The sequence below is a fragment of the Methylobacterium sp. WL120 genome, from assembly GCF_008039465.1.
GTDB lineage: Bacteria > Pseudomonadota > Alphaproteobacteria > Rhizobiales > Beijerinckiaceae > Methylobacterium > Methylobacterium cerastii.
Genome location: NZ_VRUT01000119.1, coordinates 1 through 15,383 on the forward strand (window position 1 = coordinate 1; position 15,383 = coordinate 15,383).

At 71.7% G+C, this 15,383-nt stretch carries 19 protein-coding genes; 5 read left to right on the forward strand and 14 right to left on the reverse strand.

Annotated elements, in window-relative coordinates; genetic code table 11:
• On the reverse strand, positions 1–341 hold a 341-nt coding region (locus FV229_RS19280; RefSeq protein WP_281406729.1), incomplete at its 3' end, for a YbgF trimerization domain-containing protein.
• 279 nt (positions 342–620) lie between these two features.
• Here FV229_RS19280 and FV229_RS19285 point away from each other — a divergent pair.
• Complete coding sequence (locus tag FV229_RS19285) at positions 621–1,034, forward strand: SRPBCC family protein (protein ID WP_147753511.1); 414 nt, start codon at positions 621–623, stop codon at positions 1,032–1,034.
• A 139-nt stretch (positions 1,035–1,173) separates the two neighbouring features.
• Here the strand turns inward: FV229_RS19285 and pal are convergent, their stop codons facing one another.
• Positions 1,174–1,704 carry a peptidoglycan-associated lipoprotein Pal gene (gene pal / locus FV229_RS19290; RefSeq protein WP_147753512.1) on the reverse strand — a complete coding sequence of 177 codons (531 nt, stop codon included), beginning with the start codon at positions 1,702–1,704 and terminating at the stop codon, positions 1,174–1,176.
• A gap of 415 nt (positions 1,705–2,119) precedes the next feature.
• Here pal and FV229_RS19295 point away from each other — a divergent pair, with 415 nt between their 5' ends.
• Entirely contained in the window at positions 2,120–2,515 is a 396-nt protein-coding gene (locus tag FV229_RS19295) for a response regulator (RefSeq protein WP_147753513.1), read from the forward strand.
• Between the two features lie 53 nt (positions 2,516–2,568).
• Here the strand turns inward: FV229_RS19295 and FV229_RS19300 are convergent, their stop codons facing one another.
• Positions 2,569–3,591, reverse strand: coding sequence for a WcbI family polysaccharide biosynthesis putative acetyltransferase (locus FV229_RS19300; RefSeq protein ID WP_147753514.1), 1,023 nt, complete (start codon positions 3,589–3,591; stop codon positions 2,569–2,571).
• An 89-nt stretch (positions 3,592–3,680) separates the two neighbouring features.
• Between FV229_RS19300 and FV229_RS19305 the strand changes: the two genes are divergently transcribed.
• Complete coding sequence (locus FV229_RS19305) at positions 3,681–4,748, forward strand: GSCFA domain-containing protein (protein ID WP_147753515.1); 1,068 nt, start codon at positions 3,681–3,683, stop codon at positions 4,746–4,748.
• Between the two features lie 154 nt (positions 4,749–4,902).
• Here FV229_RS19305 and hemC read toward each other — a convergent pair whose 3' ends face one another.
• The 3 genes from hemC to FV229_RS19320 form a co-directional block, all read right to left on the reverse strand.
• Positions 4,903–5,826, reverse strand: a complete 924-nt coding sequence (gene hemC, locus FV229_RS19310) for a hydroxymethylbilane synthase (RefSeq protein WP_147753516.1) — start codon at positions 5,824–5,826, stop codon at positions 4,903–4,905.
• A 146-nt stretch (positions 5,827–5,972) separates the two neighbouring features.
• Positions 5,973–6,272 (reverse strand): antibiotic biosynthesis monooxygenase family protein, encoded by a 300-nt coding sequence (locus FV229_RS19315; protein ID WP_147753517.1) that lies wholly within the window; start codon positions 6,270–6,272, stop codon positions 5,973–5,975.
• 28 nt (positions 6,273–6,300) lie between these two features.
• Positions 6,301–7,164, reverse strand: a complete 864-nt coding sequence (locus FV229_RS19320) for a Kdo hydroxylase family protein (protein ID WP_147753518.1) — start codon at positions 7,162–7,164, stop codon at positions 6,301–6,303.
• 218 nt (positions 7,165–7,382) lie between these two features.
• Between FV229_RS19320 and FV229_RS19325 the strand changes: the two genes are divergently transcribed.
• Together FV229_RS19325 and FV229_RS19330 are read left to right on the forward strand one after the other, a co-directional pair.
• Positions 7,383–7,838 (forward strand): RNA polymerase subunit sigma-70, encoded by a 456-nt coding sequence (locus tag FV229_RS19325; protein ID WP_147753519.1) that lies wholly within the window; start codon positions 7,383–7,385, stop codon positions 7,836–7,838.
• A 107-nt stretch (positions 7,839–7,945) separates the two neighbouring features.
• A complete protein-coding gene (locus FV229_RS19330; protein ID WP_147753520.1) occupies positions 7,946–8,422 on the forward strand; it encodes a VOC family protein in 477 nt (158 codons plus the stop codon).
• 55 nt (positions 8,423–8,477) lie between these two features.
• Here FV229_RS19330 and FV229_RS19335 read toward each other — a convergent pair whose 3' ends face one another.
• The 8 genes from FV229_RS19335 to FV229_RS19370 form a co-directional block, all read right to left on the reverse strand.
• On the reverse strand, positions 8,478–8,999 hold the full coding sequence (locus FV229_RS19335; protein ID WP_147753521.1) for a histidine phosphatase family protein: 522 nt from the start codon (positions 8,997–8,999) through the stop codon (positions 8,478–8,480).
• Entirely contained in the window at positions 8,999–9,979 is a 981-nt protein-coding gene (locus FV229_RS19340; RefSeq protein WP_147753522.1) for an aldo/keto reductase, read from the reverse strand. The genes FV229_RS19335 and FV229_RS19340 overlap by 1 nt, the downstream gene beginning before the upstream one ends.
• Before the next feature lie 308 nt (positions 9,980–10,287).
• Complete coding sequence (locus tag FV229_RS19345) at positions 10,288–11,139, reverse strand: MoxR family ATPase (RefSeq protein WP_147753523.1); 852 nt, start codon at positions 11,137–11,139, stop codon at positions 10,288–10,290.
• Positions 11,140–11,390: 251 nt separating this feature from the next.
• Positions 11,391–11,900 (reverse strand): ferritin-like domain-containing protein, encoded by a 510-nt coding sequence (locus FV229_RS19350; RefSeq protein WP_147753524.1) that lies wholly within the window; start codon positions 11,898–11,900, stop codon positions 11,391–11,393.
• A gap of 241 nt (positions 11,901–12,141) precedes the next feature.
• Entirely contained in the window at positions 12,142–12,876 is a 735-nt protein-coding gene (locus FV229_RS19355; RefSeq protein ID WP_147753525.1) for a histidine phosphotransferase family protein, read from the reverse strand.
• A gap of 206 nt (positions 12,877–13,082) precedes the next feature.
• Positions 13,083–13,643 carry a type II toxin-antitoxin system VapC family toxin gene (locus FV229_RS19360; RefSeq protein WP_147753526.1) on the reverse strand — a complete coding sequence of 187 codons (561 nt, stop codon included), beginning with the start codon at positions 13,641–13,643 and terminating at the stop codon, positions 13,083–13,085.
• Positions 13,644–13,646: 3 nt separating this feature from the next.
• Complete coding sequence (locus FV229_RS19365) at positions 13,647–13,982, reverse strand: hypothetical protein (RefSeq protein ID WP_238272940.1); 336 nt, start codon at positions 13,980–13,982, stop codon at positions 13,647–13,649.
• Positions 13,983–14,075: 93 nt separating this feature from the next.
• Positions 14,076–15,383 (reverse strand): penicillin-binding transpeptidase domain-containing protein (locus FV229_RS19370; protein WP_281406730.1); only part of this gene is annotated, 1,308 nt, incomplete at its 5' end.

The window sequence follows — 15,383 nt, forward strand, 5'->3', positions numbered from 1 at the left end:
CCCGGGTTCTGCTCGGGGTCGAAGGCGTCGCCGCGCTTCTGCGGGCGGGGGGCGCCCGGGTTGCCGCCGTTGACGGCGCCGGCCGGCTCCCGGCTCGGCGCGGGCGCGGACTTGCCGCCGCCCTTCTCGTTCAGGCGGAACTCGACGTCCTCCTGGAACTTCCGAAGCTGCTCCTTGAGCTGCCGGTTCTCGTATTGCAGCGTCTCGATCTGCCCGGCCATCAGCCGGGACTGGTTCTCGATCCGGTTGAGGCGCACGACGAATTCGGAGGCGTCCTGCGCCGCGGCCGGGGCGGCGAGGCTGAAGGCGGCACAGGAGGCGAGAAGCAGGCGGCGGAGCATGGTGGCACCGGTCGTGACAGGGAGTGCGCAAGGTCGGCGCGAGGCCGGTAGCAGATGCCGCCCAGCGCGGCAAAGTTAAGGCGATGTCGGCTTCGGGCTCATCGAGCCGCGCGGTGAGATGCGGGCCTCCAGGGTCGGCCGCACGCGGCGGCGCACCGGAGATTCGCGCCGTTCCGCGGCGCGTCGCCCTGGGCGCGGCCGCCCCGGAGGTTGCCGCCGCGACCGGCCTGGTGTGAGGTGCGGCCCGCGGAATCGCGAACGGCCGGATGCGGAGTTCACATGCCCCAGGAACGGATCATCGTAGAAGCGACGGCCTCCGCACCGGTCGGCGTCGTCTGGGACGCCTACACGACGCCGGACCAGATCACGCAGTGGAATTTCGCGTCCGACGACTGGCATTGTCCGACGGCGACCGTCGACCTTCGGGAAGGCGGCACGTTCACCTCGCGCATGGAGGCGAAGGACGGCAGCATGGGCTTCGATTTCGCGGGCACCTACACCAGGATCGTCCCGAACGAACGGATCGAATACGCGTTCGGCGACCGTCATGCGGTGGTCGCGTTCACCGCGTTGGGCGACCGGACCGGCGTGAAGGTCGCGTTCGATCCCGAGACCAGTTTTCCCATCGAGCAGCAGCGCAGCGGCTGGGCCGCCATCCTCGGCAACCTCTGCCGACACGTCGCGAGAGGTTGACCTACGCCGGACGGGTCGGCTGGACGCGTCGTGGCGGGTGCCGCCCCCACCGCTCACCCCGGGGCGCCCGCATGAGGGGGCCGCGGGGTGGCGAAGGCGGGATGCGGGGTCGTCCGGTGACGAAGGTCGCGCCTGCCGGTCAGCTTCCGGCGCCGCGGTCGAGCACCGTCACGGCGCGGCGGTTCTGCGACCAGCACGAGATGTCGTTGCAGACCGCGACCGGGCGCTCCTTGCCGTAGGAGACGGTGCGCATCCGGCCGGCACCGATGCCGCGGGAGGCGAGGTAGTCGTTCACGGCCTGGGCGCGGCGGGCGCCGAGCGAGAAGTTGTACTCGCGGGTGCCGCGCTCGTCGGCGTGGCCCTCGATGAGGAAGCTGTAGCGCGGGTAGCGCTGCAGCCAGGCCGCCTGCTTGTCGAGGGTGCCGGTGGCGGTGGGCGTCAGGTCGGTCGAGTCGGACTCGAAGAACACCCGGTCGCCGATGTTCACGACGAAGTCCTGCGCGCTGCCGGGCGTCGAGGCGCCGCCGCCGAAGGCCGAGGCGTCGGCGAGGTCCTTGTCGCTGCTGCAGGCCGAGACCGCGAGGCCGGCGAAGAGGGCGAGGCCCAGGGAGAGGGTGCGCAGGGAAAGGGTGCGCAGGGAGGCGGCGCGGAAGCGCGCGGATCGGGGCATGTCTGTCACTCCACGAGCGGACTTGAGGTGCGCCGGCCCGGCGCGGGTCGCGGCGAGTTGGGCGCGTTGAGGTCCGCGCGTTCAAACGAGATTGGGCTTTAGGCCGATCGGGTTAAGCGAAGGTTCCATCAAGCTTGACGCGAGGTTTCCAACACGGCCCATCCGCCGCCGATGTGTCGTTGCGCACGCCGGACCGAGCCTGTCGCCCGGCGCGTCGCAGGCCCCGTCAGGCGCTCCCAATGCGGCGGTCGCGCGGCCCGGTCGGCACGGCGCGCCGAATTCGGGCGCGGCGTTGCGGCGGCGCAACATCGTCGCTCGCCGAGACGGGCCGAGCAGGCCTCGAGCCCGGGCGCCTTCACCGAGCGTTAACCGCCTTGGCCCCCAAGCTCGCGCACCGACCGCCGGATCGACCGCGATGCCTTCCGCCCAGAACGTGCTCATTGTCGAGGACAGCTACCTGCTCCTCGAGATCATCGCCTCGCTCTGCGCGACCCAGGGCATCGGCGTGGTCGAGGCGTCGAGCGGCGAGGCCGCGCTGACGATCCTGCGCGAGCGCGGTCGCGCGATCGACTGTCTGTTCACCGACATTCGCCTGCCCGGCCTGATCGACGGCTGGAGCGTGGCCGAGGCCTTCCGCGCGCTGCATCCCGACCGGCCGGTGGTCTACACCTCGACGGCCCCCGCCCTGCCCCCGCGGGCCGTCGGCGGCAGCCTGTACCTGCGCAAGCCGTTCCAGATCCGCGACGTCGAGCAGGTGGTGCGGATGATGGCGCGGGGCCGCCTCGACGCGCCGGTCCGCGCGGCGGTGTGACCGCAGGGCGTTCGCACGGACGAACCAGGCGCCTCGCCCCGGGCGCCGCCGGCTCACGCCGCGCGGAACATCGCCACGATCTCCGGCGCGGCGATCCAGGCCTCGACCCGGGCGCAGGCGAGGTCGCCGGGCTCGGCCGCGTCGTAGAGCGCGAAGCTCGCCGCGAGGAAGCCGGGCAGGTCGTAGAGGTCCGGGAAGGCGTCGCCGCGGGGCTTGGTCTTGAACAGGTACGAGCCGGTCAACCCGTAGACCTCGGCGATCGGCGGGTAGACCGGCCAGACCACGTCGCGGGCGAGCTCGTCGCCGAGGTAGTCCTCGATCTCCACCGGCTCCGGCGTGAAGCCGCTCTCGACGAGCAGGCGCCGGGCGATGTCGGCGATCACGAAGACCTTCGGGTGGTTGATCACGTGCATGAACGCGCCGCGCCGGCCCCAGCGGCTCATCTCGCGCTCCAGCCCGAAGCCGACCATGGCCCCGCCGCCGACCAGCTCGCGCACCGCCGGCTCCCACTGGTCGAGGTAGCCGAGCCGGCGGAAGACGTCTTCGCGGAACAACCGCTCCGTCTGGGCCGCGGTGAGGCCGAGGCGGTGGGCGCACAGGGCGATGGCCGAGTGGTACTGCCCCAGCGGCGAGCGCGCGAGCTTCAGCGCCGCCAGGTCCTCGACCCGGCCGGCGTAGACCATGTCCGGGTGGAAGGCCGAGAACACGATCGTCGGGAACATCCGGGTGCGCGGGTCGCGGCGGCGGAGCACCGTGATGTCGCCCCCCGGGAGCAGACCGGCCGGAAACAGCTGCGAGAACACGTGGTCGCTGGAGGCGAGCATCGAGACCAGGCCGTCGATGTGGCCGTGGTCGCGCCCGAGCGTTCCCATCGGCAGGAAGCGGACGGGGCTGTCGGGCGCCAGGAGCCGCATCGCCTGGGCCACCCCGCGGGCCTGGCAGTTGCCGAGCACCGCGATCCGTGGTCCGCGGCGGCCCGCGTCGGCGGCGGGCTTGGCGCGCCACGGTGTCGCCCAGGATGGCGGCGACAACGAGAACGCGCCGCGGGCGCGCCTGGGCAGATCGGACAGGGCCACGTTCGCGCCGGGTGCATCGGGTGGGGCTAAGAATCTCGGGACGCGTCGCCGAGGCGGACGCGCCGGAGGTCGGAGGAAGGGTCCAAAAGATGACGGCCAACCCCTATAGCGGTCTACCGGCCGAGCGTTTCTGGCGCAAGGTCGTGACCAACGTCGCCCCGTTCGCGGTCGATCCGCGGCCGCGCGCCCCCTTCTCCATCGGCCAGGGCGACAAGGTCGCCACCGGCGGATCGTGCTTCGCCCAGCGCGTCGCGGAGGCGCTCCGGGCGGAGGGCTTCAACTACTACGTGACGGAGCCCGCCCCCGAGGGCACCGCCCGCGCGGAGGCCGACGCGCGCCAGTTCGGCACCTTCTCGGCCCGCTACGGCAACCTCTACTACACGCGCCAGTTCGTGCAGCTGTTCGACCGCGCCTACGGCCGGTTCGAGCCCGAATTGAAGGCGTGGCTGCGCGAGGACGGCCGCTACGTCGACCCGTTCCGCCCCACCGTCGAGCCCGCGGGCTTCCCCGACGAGGCCGCGGTGGTGGCCGCCCGCGACGCGCATCTAGCCGAGGTGCGCCGCCTGTTCGAGACGCTGGACGTGTTCGTGCTGACGCTGGGCCTCACCGAGGGCTGGCGCTGGCGCGCCGACGGGGCCGCCCTGCCGCTGGCCCCGGGCGTCGCCGGCGGCACCTACGATCCGGCGCTCTACGAATGCGTCAACGCCGGCGCAGCCGAGGTGCTCGCCGACCTGCAGGGCTTCCTCGAACGGCTCTGGAGCGTGAACGCTTCGGCCCGCATCATCCTCACGGTCTCGCCGGTGCCGATGATCGCCACCTTCATGGACCGGCACGTGATGGAATCGAACAGCTACTCGAAGTCGGTGCTGCGGGTGGCGGCGGGCGAGGCCTGCGCCTCCGGCGACCCGCGGGCGGTGTACTTCCCCGCCTACGACATCGTCACCAGCAACGTGAACGCGGGGCGCTACTACAACGACGACCTGCGCACCATCAACGACGCGGGCGTGCGCCACGTGATGCGCTCGTTCCTCGCCACCTTCGCGGCCGACCGCACCACCCCGGCCCCGGTGCAGGCCGCCCACGACTTCGCCGCGGAATACGAGGGCACGGCGGGCGTGATCTGCGACGAGGAGCAGATCGAACGCAGCGTGGCGTGAGGCGAAATCAGGAGACGCCGACCGGCCCCCTCTCCCGAATGGGAGAGGGTTGGGGTGAGGGGGGCGACATGTCCGGAAAGACCTCGCCCCTCACCCTGTCCCTCTCCCGAATGGGAGAGGGGACCCGCGCTCCATCCGTCCGGGGCGCCGCGGCCTACTGCAGGTGCTTCGTGTAGATCTCGCCCGCCGCCGCCTTGATCTCGGCCCCGCACTCGCGGCCGATCCGGGCCGCGTCGGCGACCGGGCCCGAGCGGGAGGCGGCCCAATGGCGGCTGCCGTCGGGGAGGAACAGCAGGCCGTCGAGGCTGAGCGTGTCGCCCTCGATCCGCGCCAGCGCCGCGATCGGCGTGCGGCAGGAGCCGTCGAGCTCGGCCAGCAGCGCCCGCTCGGCGCCGATGGCGGTGGTGGTGCGGGCGCAGGCCAACGGGGCCAGCAGCGCGTGGATCTCGGCGTCGCCTTCGCGGGCCTCGATGCCCAGCGCCCCTTGGGCCACCGCCGGCAGCATCTCCTCGACCGAGAGCACCGAGCGCGCCATGCCCTCCAGGCCGAGGCGCTCGAGGCCGGCGAGCGCCAGCAGCGTCGCGTCGCACTCGCCGGCCTCGAGCTTGCGCATGCGGGTGTTGGCGTTGCCGCGCAGCGGCACGATCCGCAGGTCCGGCCGGCGCATCAGCACCTGCGCCGCGCGCCGGAGCGAGGAGGTGCCGACGCGCGCGCCCTCGGGCAGTTCCGCGAACCCGGAGGCCCGCGGCGACAGGAAGGCGTCGCGCGGGTCGTCGCGCGCCAGGATGCAGGCGATGACCAGCCCCTCGGGCAGCCAGGTCTCGACGTCCTTCATCGAGTGGACGGCGACATCCACCTCGTCGGAGAACAGCGCCTGCTCCAATTCCTTGGTGAACAGCCCCTTGCCGCCGATCTCGGAGAGCGGCCGGTCCAGGATCTTGTCCGCCACGGTGGTGACGACGACCAGCTCGGTCTCGAGGCCGGGGTTGGCCGCCACGATCTTGTCGCGGACCATGCCGGTCTGCGCGAGCGCCATCGGGCTACCGCGGGTGCCGATGCGGAGGGGACGCTGGATCATGTGCTTCTTGTCTCGCCCGAGCTTTGCGCGAGCATCGTTGCGGGACGACGTGGGCGCAAGCTCTGTCGATGCTTCGGGACCGATCACTCCGCAGGAAGCGCGGGTCACCTCTCCCGTTCGGGAGAGGGGGCGCGTCGAGCGATCCGTCAGAACGCCTTCAGCACCCGCTCGGTGTGCTCCACCGCGGGCGGGCTCGCGAAGCACGGGGAGACGATGGCGCGGTAATCCTGCCAAGCTTGCGAGCCGGTGAAGTCCTTGGTGTGGGCCTCCAGCGTCTCCCACTCGATCAGCAGGCGGTAGCGCTGCGGATGCTCGACCGAGCGCCGCACGTCGAAGCTGCGGCAGCCGGCGGCGACCCGGAAGATCTCGGCGGCCCGACTGATGCCGGCCTCGAACTCGGCCTCCATGCCGGGCTTGATCTCGACCTGCGCGATTTCGAGGATCATTCGTTTTACGTCCTTGTGCGGAAAAAACCTATTGGAGCGGGCGGCCGAGCTTGCGCGCGAGGATCCGCTGCGGGCTCGTCTCCGGGTCGGCCTGGGCGGAGACCGGCAGGTAGGCGGTCTGCTCCAGCATGTAGCGGCCGCCCATAGCCCCGTGCATGACGAGGTCGGAGAAGGTCACCCAGGTCTGGCCGGGCTGGAATTCCACGTCGGCCTGGGGGGCGTTCGCCTGGTAGCCTTCGTCCTGCTTCAGCGCGTCGTGCAGGTGCAGCATCAGGTGGTCGTATTCCGAGCGCCGCGCCTTGGTGATGCGGAGCGCCGCCAGCAGGCGCGCCGAGAGCGGTGAGTAGCCCGGGAGCTTGGGCAGGAACTTGTCGGCCATCGAGCCGAAATCCTCGCCCACCCGCCACAGGCGCGGCTGGCCGCTCGGGTTGATGTTGCGGAACACCCGCAGGATGCGCTTCTCGCCGATCGGGTTCGAGGGGAAGGCGTCGACGTGCAGGCGGGTGTCGTCGCGGCGCCAGCTCATCTTGCGCCGGTCCACGTCGAAGGGCCGGTACGAGGTGCCGGCGAGGCTGATCCGGTCGGCGTATTCCGGCAGGTGGCGCGCGATCAGCGCTTCGGCGAAACCGCGATAGCGCACCAGCAGCCGGCGCAAGCCCTCCTGCTCCTCCGGCGTGCCGGCAGCACCCCGGAGGCTCGCCGCCTCGCCGCGGATGTTGACGTTCTTGGCCTTGCCGTCGGCGAACGGGCGCTCGGTGAAGCGCCGCTCGAAGTCGCTGAACGGGAAGTCGAGATCGGGGAACATCAGCACCGCGCCGCCTTCGAGCGCCGCGGCGAGCGAGCCGTTCGCGGCGGATCCCGCAGCGGGGACGGTGAGGATCGGGCTGATCATGCGGGTCGCGTGTCCTGTCGCGTGGCCGGCTTCGCGGGTCCGCGGGTTTAGCCGACGCCCGCGGGAAGGGCCAGCCGCGGCGGTTTTCCGGTGGATGACGGCACCTGCGTCCTGTCATCCCGGGATGCCGCAACCGGAACGCCTTGCGCAACCGATGCCGAGGCGGCACGTTCTCCCCCTGTTCCGGGCGGTCTCGCCCGCGCAAGGATCATTCGCCGATGGCGACGCTGAAGGAATTCGAGGAGTCGCTGCGCGAGCACGGCATGAACATGGCGCTCGCGCTGCTGGAGCGCCTGCGCGAGCGCGACCGCGCCACCCGCACGGTGAAGCCCGCCCGCCGGCTGACCGGGCAGAAGATGACGCCGGAACTCGCCCACGCCATCCTCGACCTGCACGCCTCCACCGGGATGACCCAGCAGGAGATCGCCTTCAAGGTCGGCGTGAACCAGGGGCGGGTTAACGAGGTGATCAAGCGCGGCAAGTGGCTCGACGGCGATCCGCACGCCCCCGAGGCGGTGGCCCGCGACAAGGCGCTCGCCCGCCTGCGCGGCGAGCCGACGGCGCGCAAGGCGCCCACGGTGAAGCGCGCGTCGGGCAAGAGCATCCCGGTCAAGGCCAAGACCGCCCCCGCGCCGCGGCGCAACCAGGGGCAGCTGGCGTTCGGCGACCTCTGAGCCGTTCGGCCGGGGTCGAAACGCAACCGGCTCGACGACGTGACCAAGGGTTTGCGACGGTGCGCAAGCCTTGACCGCCTCGCTCGGACGATGACCTTATCGACGGCATGGAACCGCTTCCCGACCCCGTCGAACGCGCCCGCGCTTCAGGCTCCGGCGCTCCCCCGGAAGGCGGCTTCTCGGCCCTGACGCCGGAGCTGTCCGTCAGCGATCTCGATGCGAGCCTGCGGTTCTGGTGCGACCTGCTCGGGTTCGCCGTCGCCTACGATCGCCCGGCCGCCCGCTTCGCCTATCTCACGCGGGGCAGAGCCCAGATCATGCTGTGTCAACGCAACGGTCGCTGGTCGACGGGCGTCCTGGATCGTCCCTACGGCCGGGGGGTGAACTTTCAGGTCATGGTCGACCGGCTGGACCCGATCCTGGCCGCGCTCGAGACCGCGCGCTGGCCGCTGTTCGAGGAGCCGAGGGAGGCCTGGTATCGCACAGGTCCGATCGAGGCCGGCCAACGAGAGTTCCTTATCCAAGACCCCGACGGATATCTCGTGCGCCTCGCCGAGAATCTCGGGCACCGGCAACCCGAGTGACGTCCATTCTCCGGCCGGGCCGCTATTCTCGCGATCAAGCTGATCGTGTTCGCCCCTAATCCGTCAGGTCGGGGCTCAAATCCTTCGGCCGCACGAAGCGCTCCAGGCGGCCGTTGCGGCCGACCTCGCTCCAATGCGCCACGTCGAACTCGATCACCGCCAGCGCCGCCGTGGGGAAGCCCTGCGCGAGGCGCTTCTGCGCGGCGCGCGCGCCCTCCGCCACCAGCATGTCGGCGAGCGCCTCGGTGCCGGGGTTGTGGCCCACGAGGATCAGGGTATCGGCCGTGTCGGGGCTTTCGCGGACGGCCGCGAGCAGCGCGGCGGGCGGGGCCTCGTAGATCGTCTCGACGATGCGCACGGGCACCGCGTCGAGGGCGGTCGCCACCGCCTCCCAGGTCTCGCGCGTGCGCTTCGACGGCGAGACCAGGGCGAGGTCCGGCTTCAGGCCCTCGCTCGCGAGGTAGGCGCCCATCCGCGGCGCGGCCTCGCGGCCGCGGGCGTCGAGGGGCCGGTCGATGTCGGAGACGCCCGGCGGCCGGTCGGACTTGGCGTGGCGCAGGAGCAGCAGGCGGCGCATCAGGCGAATCCGACGATCGGGTGCGGGGTGTAGAGCGCTTCGAGGCCTTGCGTCTCCTCCGGCGTCAGCACGAGGTCGAGGGCGGCGACCGCATCGGTGAGGTGGCCCGCCTTCGAGGCGCCGACGATCGGGGCGGCGACCTCGGGCTTGGCCGCGACCCAGGCGAGGGCCACCTGCGCGCGCGGCACGCCGCGGGCCTTCGCGATCTCGGCGACCTTGGCGATGATCGCCTGGTCCGCCGCGGCGGCCGCGTCGTAGAGACCCTTGCCGACGGCGTCGCTGTCCTGGCGCGCGGTGGTGGAATCGGGGTCGCGGGTCAGCCGCCCGCGGGCGAGCGGGCTCCAGGGCAGCACGGCGATCCCCTGGTCGCGGCAGAGCGGCAGCATCTCGCGCTCCTCCTCGCGATGCAGCAGGTTGACGTGGTTCTGCATGGTCGCGAACCGCGTCCAGCCATGGAGGTCCGCGGTGTAGAGCGCCTTCGAGAACTGCCACGCGTACATCGACGAGGCGCCGAGATACCGCGCCTTGCCGGCCTTCACCACGTCGTGCAGCGCCTCCAGCGTCACCTCGATCGGGGTGTCGTAGTCCCAGCGGTGGATCTGAAACAGGTCGACGTGGTCCATGCCGAGCCGCTTCAGGCTGGCGTCGATCGCGGAAAAGATCGCTTTTCGCGAGAGGCCGCCGGCGTTCGGCTGGTCCTTGAGCGGGAAGTAGCACTTCGTCGCGACGACGAGGCTGTCGCGGTCGCCGTAATCCTTCAGCGCCCGCCCGACGATCTCCTCGCTGGTGCCGTCGGAATAGTAGTTGGCCGTGTCGAAGAAGTTGATGCCGAGGTCGAGCGCCTGGTGGATCAGCGGACGGCTCTCGTCCTCCAGCAGCGTCCAGGGATGGGGTCCGCGCTCAGGGATGCCGTAGGTCATGCAGCCGAGGCAGAGGGCGGACACGTCGAGGCCGGTGCGGCCGAGCTTCTTCATCTTCATGCGGCGCGATCTGAGTGAGTGCGATACGATGGTCAGAGCGGGATGCGTCTTTCGCGGGTCCGACGCGCGGCCCCCTCTCCCCGCACGCGGGGAGAGGCCTGCAGGCACCGCGTCGTGCCTGCAGGAAGCGGCGGCGAGGGGGCTTCGACGAACGAGCCTCCTCCGTCCAAGCCCCCCTCACCCTCGGCTGCCGCCTGGCCGTGCTCCCCGACAAGGGGGAGACACGGCCCTCTCCCCGCAGGCGGGGCGAGGGGATGCATGGGGGTCGGTCCGCCCGGGACCAGGAAGGAGGACGCCGAAACGGCGCCTCAGCCCCCGCGCCCCTCGCGCCGCATCATGAAGGCCAGCTTCTCGAACAGGCTGACGTCCTGCTCGTTCTTGAGCAGCGCCCCGTGCAGCGGCGGGATCAGCTTGCGGGCATTGGTCTCGCGCAGCGTCTCGGGATCGACGTCCTCCGAGACGAGGAGCTTCAGCCAGTCGAGGAGTTCCGAGGTCGAGGGCTTCTTCTTGAGGCCCGGCACCTCGCGGGTTTCCAGGAACACCCGCAGCGCCTCCTCGACGAGGCGGTGCTTGATGCCGGGATAGTGCACGTCGACGATCGCCTGCAGCGTCTGCGCGTCCGGGAACTTGATGTAGTGGAAGAAGCACCGGCGCAGGAACGCGTCCGGCAGCTCCTTCTCGTTGTTCGAGGTGATGATCACCACCGGGCGGCGATCCGCCCGCACCGTCTCGCCGGTCTCGTAGACGAAGAACTCCATGCGATCGAGCTCGGTGAGCAGGTCGTTCGGGAACTCGATGTCGGCCTTGTCGATCTCGTCGATCAAGAGCACCGGGCGCTCGTCGGCGGTGAAGGCCTCCCACAGCTTGCCGCGGCGAATGTAGTTCGCGATGTCCGAGACCCGCGGGTCGCCGAGCTGCGAGTCGCGCAGGCGCGAGACCGCGTCGTACTCGTACAGGCCCTGCTGCGCCTTGGTGGTCGACTTCACGTTCCACGTGAGGAGCCTCGCACCGAGACCTTTGGCGATCTCCTCGGCCAGCACCGTCTTGCCGGTGCCGGGCTCGCCCTTCACCAGCAGCGGCCGCTCGAGCACGATGGCGGCGTTGACGGCCGCCGTCAGGTCGGGCGTCGCGACGTAGGACTCGGTTCCGGTGAAGCGCATCGAGCTGTTTCGTCCTGGCGGGCCGGCGCGGCCGACCCGTCCGACATAGGGCGCAAAGCCGGTCGCGGGCAACGCCCCTCGGTGATCGCTCAAAAAGCGATCATCTTGGGGTTCTTGCCGGCCTCGATCGCCGGCGCCCGCCTCCGCGGGCTTAGGCTTCCGCTCCGCTCGACGCATGCCCGGACATCCGTCCGGACAAGCCCGCTCCGCGCGGCGCTCTTCGCGCCGAAGACGTCGCCCTCCCTGGTCGTTTACCGGTCGGCCTTCTCGCCGGCGGTGGACAGCTCGATGTAGCGCAGGGTCGTCGGGCGGACGAGCTCGCGCACCTTGGCGGCCATGCCCTCCTCCTCCTTCAGCGATTGCTGGAAGGCGGCGGCATGCCCCTGCTGGCCGGCGGCCTCGCCGATCGCGAGCAGCGAGGTGTAGGCCGCGATCTCGAAGTTCTCGAAGGCGTGGTTGGCGTAGGCGTTCTTCAGGATCTCGTCCTGGGCCGGCGCGTGCCCGAGCGCCATCATGTTGCCGACGAAGCCGAGGAACCCCTCCTTCAGCGCGGACGGGCTCTCGGCGAGGCTGTGCAGCGCCTCCTCCAGGCGGGTGCGCTGGCCGTGGGTCTCGTCGATGTGGCGGCGGAGCGCCGCCTCCATCTCGGGATAGTTCTGCAGCCGTTCGACCTGGCGCTCCATGATCTGGAGCGCCTGCATCTCCAGGGCGTGGGTGTTCTTCAGGGCCGTGACGTAGATGTCGCGCGTGTCGAGGGCCATCGTGCATCTCCTGAGCGGCGGCCGGAACGTCGGCCTGGGATCAGGGGGAAGACCCGGCGAACACCGGCCAAGTTTCCGGCCGAGCGCGCGGGCGTTCAGTGTGACGCAGGGGGGGTGGATCGCGCGAAGCACCGCGTGGCCCCCTCTCCCGAACGGGAGAGGGGGCCCGCGCCTTGCTCGGGACGCGTGGCGAGGCGTCCGCATCCAGGAACCGCTGCGGGGAGAGGGACGAGCCCGCCCCTCAGGCGAGCAGGGTGTCCGACGGCTCGCTGTCGGACGGCCGGTCGTCCTCGGAGCTGGCCGGCGGGGTCTCGATCACCGGCTCGACCGCGGCGGCGACCGGCTCGGAGCGGATCGTCACGGTGTCGCCCTCGATGGAGAAGCTCACGGTCATGGCGGCGGCGCGGGCCACGAGGCCGGCGTAGTAGGGCAGGATGCCGTGGGCGTCGACGACACCGTTCTCGGGCATGCCGGCGATCAGCGCCTCGACATGGGGCGGGATGCGGGCGTGCGAGCCCTTGGCGACCAGCACCAGGGTCGGGGCCTCGCCGTCGCCCGTGACCTTGACGTCGAGGAGGCCGCCGCGCGGGATCGCGCCGGTGGAAATCATCACGAGGTTCAAGAGCAGCTTGACCTTGTTCTTGGGGTAGAGCGCCACCGGCGCGCTCCAGCTGAGCTGGGTCTTCTCGTCGGAGAACATGCCGCGGGAGACCTTCTCCGCGTCGGCGAGGTCGATCGAGGCGCCGGCCGAGCCCGCCGCGCCGAACGCGATCCGGGCGAATTGCAGCCGGGCGGAGGCGTGGCGCGCGCTCTTGCGGATCAGGTCGAGGGCGAACTCGCGCATCGACTCGTCCTGGTCGTCCTCCAGCACCTCGAGACCGTTCACGATCGCGCCCACGGGGCTGATCACGTCGTGGCAGACGCGGGAGCACAGCAGCGCGGAGAGGTCGAGGGCGTCGAGGGTCACGGCATTCATGGCACGCTCCGGGCGTTTTCTTCGGACTTGGTCTTCGGACTTGGTCGTCCGGGCTGGCGACGCGAAACCCGGCCGCCGCGGCGGCCCGCCCGAACGGATAGACGCCACATCCGGCTTTGCAAAGGGTTACGGGGGGCGGCGCGCGGCCCCGGACGCGCGAGCGCTGGGGGGCCGCCATCATCTGCGACGCCCCCAGTCGCAGCTCGTCAGGTCCGATAGAACAGCACCCGGCCGTCCGCCCGGATCTGGAGCAGGGCGTCGAACTCCCGCACGTTGCGGGTCAGCACGGCGAACCCGTGCTTCATCGCCTGGACGAAGAGCACGCAGTCGTGGAGGGCCTTCATGCGCTCGGGCTTGCCGTAGCCCTGAACGCGCGCGAGCAGGCCGGCATACACGGCGGCCTGGCCGAGGACGTCCATGTCCGGCACGAACAGGCGATGCGCCGGCATGGCCTCGACGGCCGCCTCGATCGCCGCGACGGCGGCTGGGGTCCGCGCGTCGCCCGGATCGAGCACGCCCACCGCATGCAGGAGTTCCTGCACGGCGACGGCGCTGTGGTTCACCGGCCGGATCGCGAGCAGGTCCTCGACGACGGCGGGCGCCTTGCCCTGCATCTGGTCGATGTAGACGCAGGTATCGAGGAGAAGCCCGTTCCCGGCCGACGCGTCGGGTCCGAGGAACGGAAGCGCGTCGTCGGGGCGGCGGGCGAGGGTCCGCGCCGCAGCGCGCCGCCTGACGCGTTCGGCGGACCGGAAGTCGAACGCCACGGTTTAGAAATCGAGATCGAGGCTCGGATCGACCGTGCCCCGCAGCCCCCGGAACGTGTCGGCGAAGTCGTCCTCGATCGCCAGGTTCGCCAGGGCGAACTCCACGAGCTCGGTGTCCGAGCGGATACCGGTGCGCGCCTTCGCGCGCTCGATCAGCTCCGGCGACACGCGCCCCGAGATGCGACCGCCCTTCCGCGCGATCAGGCCGCTTTCCTGCGCGCGGGCCAGCACCGCCTGGACCTTCGATCGGGAGGTCGCGGCGGCCTCGATCGCGGGCGACCGCTCGGGCCGGATCGAACCGGCGGGTCGGTGCGGGTGCGGCTCGGATCGGCTCGCCATCGGGATGCTCGCCCTGCGTTCAACGATTTGCGATTTCGATCACCATACGGCCGGGGGCGACCCCGGGCAATCGATGCGACGAGCGGACGACGCTCACTCCAGCCGCACCACGACGCTGTCGCTCGCCCCCGTCGCGTCGAGGACCGAGATGCGGGCGAAGCCGGCGCCGTCGGGGACCCATTCGGACTGGCGCCGGGCGGAATCCGCCACCGGCTTCCCGCCGACCATCCAGGTCAGCGGCGGCACGCCGCCGAGCGCCTTGAGGGCGAGGCGGGCCTGCTGCGCAGGGTCCCCCTTCAGGTCCGGCAGCCCGAGATCGATGCGGGCGCCGTCGGGCGGGTAGGCGATCTTGAGGGGCGCCGCGTCGGCCGCCGCCAGGGTCTTGGGCGCGTCGCGGCGGATGTGACGGAGCGGCGGCGGCAGGGCGGCCGAGGTGGCGACGAGCGCGTCGCGCGGCTGCGCCACCGGCTCGGGCTCGCCGCCGAAGCGCGAGAACGCGTCGAACAGGATCGGCGCCGCGACGGCGCGGCCGACCAGCCCCGGCACCGCCGCCCCGTCCGGCCGCCCGACCCAGACCGCGATCGTCACGCGCCGGTCGAAGCCCGCAGCCCAGGCGTCGCGATAGCCGAACGAGGTGCCGGTCTTGTAGGCGATGCGGCCGGGCAGCGCGTTCTCGGGGGGCGGAGCGCCGCGCAGGATGTCGGCGACGTACCAGGCGGCCACCGGCTCGGCGACGCGGCGGGCGGAGTCGGCAGGCGGCGGCCGGTCGGCGCGGCGCATCAGCTCCGGCATGGCGCCGCCGCGGGCCAGCCCGGCATAGAGCCGGGCGAGGTCGGTCAGCGTGATCCCCAGGCCGCCGAGCGCCACCGGCAGCCCCGGCGCGGCGTCGCGCGGCAGCAGGATCGTGGCGCCCGCCGCCCGCAGCCGGGCGATGAACCGGGCCGGCCCCACCGCCTCCATCAGCGCGACAGCGGGCACGTTGAGCGAAAGCTGCAGCGCGCGGCGCGCGGTGACGGTGCCCTGGTAGGTCAGGTCGAAGTTCTCGGGGGCGTAGGACGCGGCGTAGCGGGCCGGGCGGTCGTCGAGCAGCGTCTCGGGATGCGCCAGCCCGCTCTCGAAGGCCTGCGCGTAGATGAAGGGTTTTAGGGCCGAGCCCGGCGAGCGCACGGCCAGCGTCATGTCGATGGCGCCGCGGCGCGCGGCGTCGCGGTAGCCGGCGCTGCCGACCTGGGCGAGCACCGCGCCGGTGCGGTTGTCGATCGCGAGGATCGCCGCCGAGAGGCCGGGGCCGGCCCCTTGCGCCCGCTCCGCGGCGAGCTGCTCGAGGCTCGCCTGGAGGCGGCCGTCCAGCGTCAGGCGCAGCACCGCCGCGCCCGGGTCGGCGGCCACCGCCTCCTCGGC

Bases quoted from the DNA above. Each gene is read 5' to 3' on its own strand.
- FV229_RS19285 (WP_147753511.1), top strand. From the start codon at position 621: ATGCCCCAGGAACGGATCATCGTAGAAGCGACGGCCTCCGCACCGGTC.
- pal (WP_147753512.1), bottom strand. From the start codon at position 1,704: ATGCCCCGATCCGCGCGCTTCCGCGCCGCCTCCCTGCGCACCCTTTCC.
- FV229_RS19295 (WP_147753513.1), top strand. From the start codon at position 2,120: ATGCCTTCCGCCCAGAACGTGCTCATTGTCGAGGACAGCTACCTGCTC.
- FV229_RS19305 (WP_147753515.1), top strand. From the start codon at position 3,681: ATGACGGCCAACCCCTATAGCGGTCTACCGGCCGAGCGTTTCTGGCGC.
- hemC (WP_147753516.1), bottom strand. From the start codon at position 5,826: ATGATCCAGCGTCCCCTCCGCATCGGCACCCGCGGTAGCCCGATGGCG.
- FV229_RS19315 (WP_147753517.1), bottom strand. From the start codon at position 6,272: ATGATCCTCGAAATCGCGCAGGTCGAGATCAAGCCCGGCATGGAGGCC.
- FV229_RS19320 (WP_147753518.1), bottom strand. From the start codon at position 7,164: ATGATCAGCCCGATCCTCACCGTCCCCGCTGCGGGATCCGCCGCGAAC.
- FV229_RS19325 (WP_147753519.1), top strand. From the start codon at position 7,383: ATGGCGACGCTGAAGGAATTCGAGGAGTCGCTGCGCGAGCACGGCATG.
- FV229_RS19330 (WP_147753520.1), top strand. From the start codon at position 7,946: ATGGAACCGCTTCCCGACCCCGTCGAACGCGCCCGCGCTTCAGGCTCC.
- FV229_RS19335 (WP_147753521.1), bottom strand. From the start codon at position 8,999: ATGCGCCGCCTGCTGCTCCTGCGCCACGCCAAGTCCGACCGGCCGCCG.
- FV229_RS19340 (WP_147753522.1), bottom strand. From the start codon at position 9,979: ATGAAGATGAAGAAGCTCGGCCGCACCGGCCTCGACGTGTCCGCCCTC.
- FV229_RS19345 (WP_147753523.1), bottom strand. From the start codon at position 11,139: ATGCGCTTCACCGGAACCGAGTCCTACGTCGCGACGCCCGACCTGACG.
- FV229_RS19350 (WP_147753524.1), bottom strand. From the start codon at position 11,900: ATGGCCCTCGACACGCGCGACATCTACGTCACGGCCCTGAAGAACACC.
- FV229_RS19355 (WP_147753525.1), bottom strand. From the start codon at position 12,876: ATGAATGCCGTGACCCTCGACGCCCTCGACCTCTCCGCGCTGCTGTGC.
- FV229_RS19365 (WP_238272940.1), bottom strand. From the start codon at position 13,982: ATGGCGAGCCGATCCGAGCCGCACCCGCACCGACCCGCCGGTTCGATC.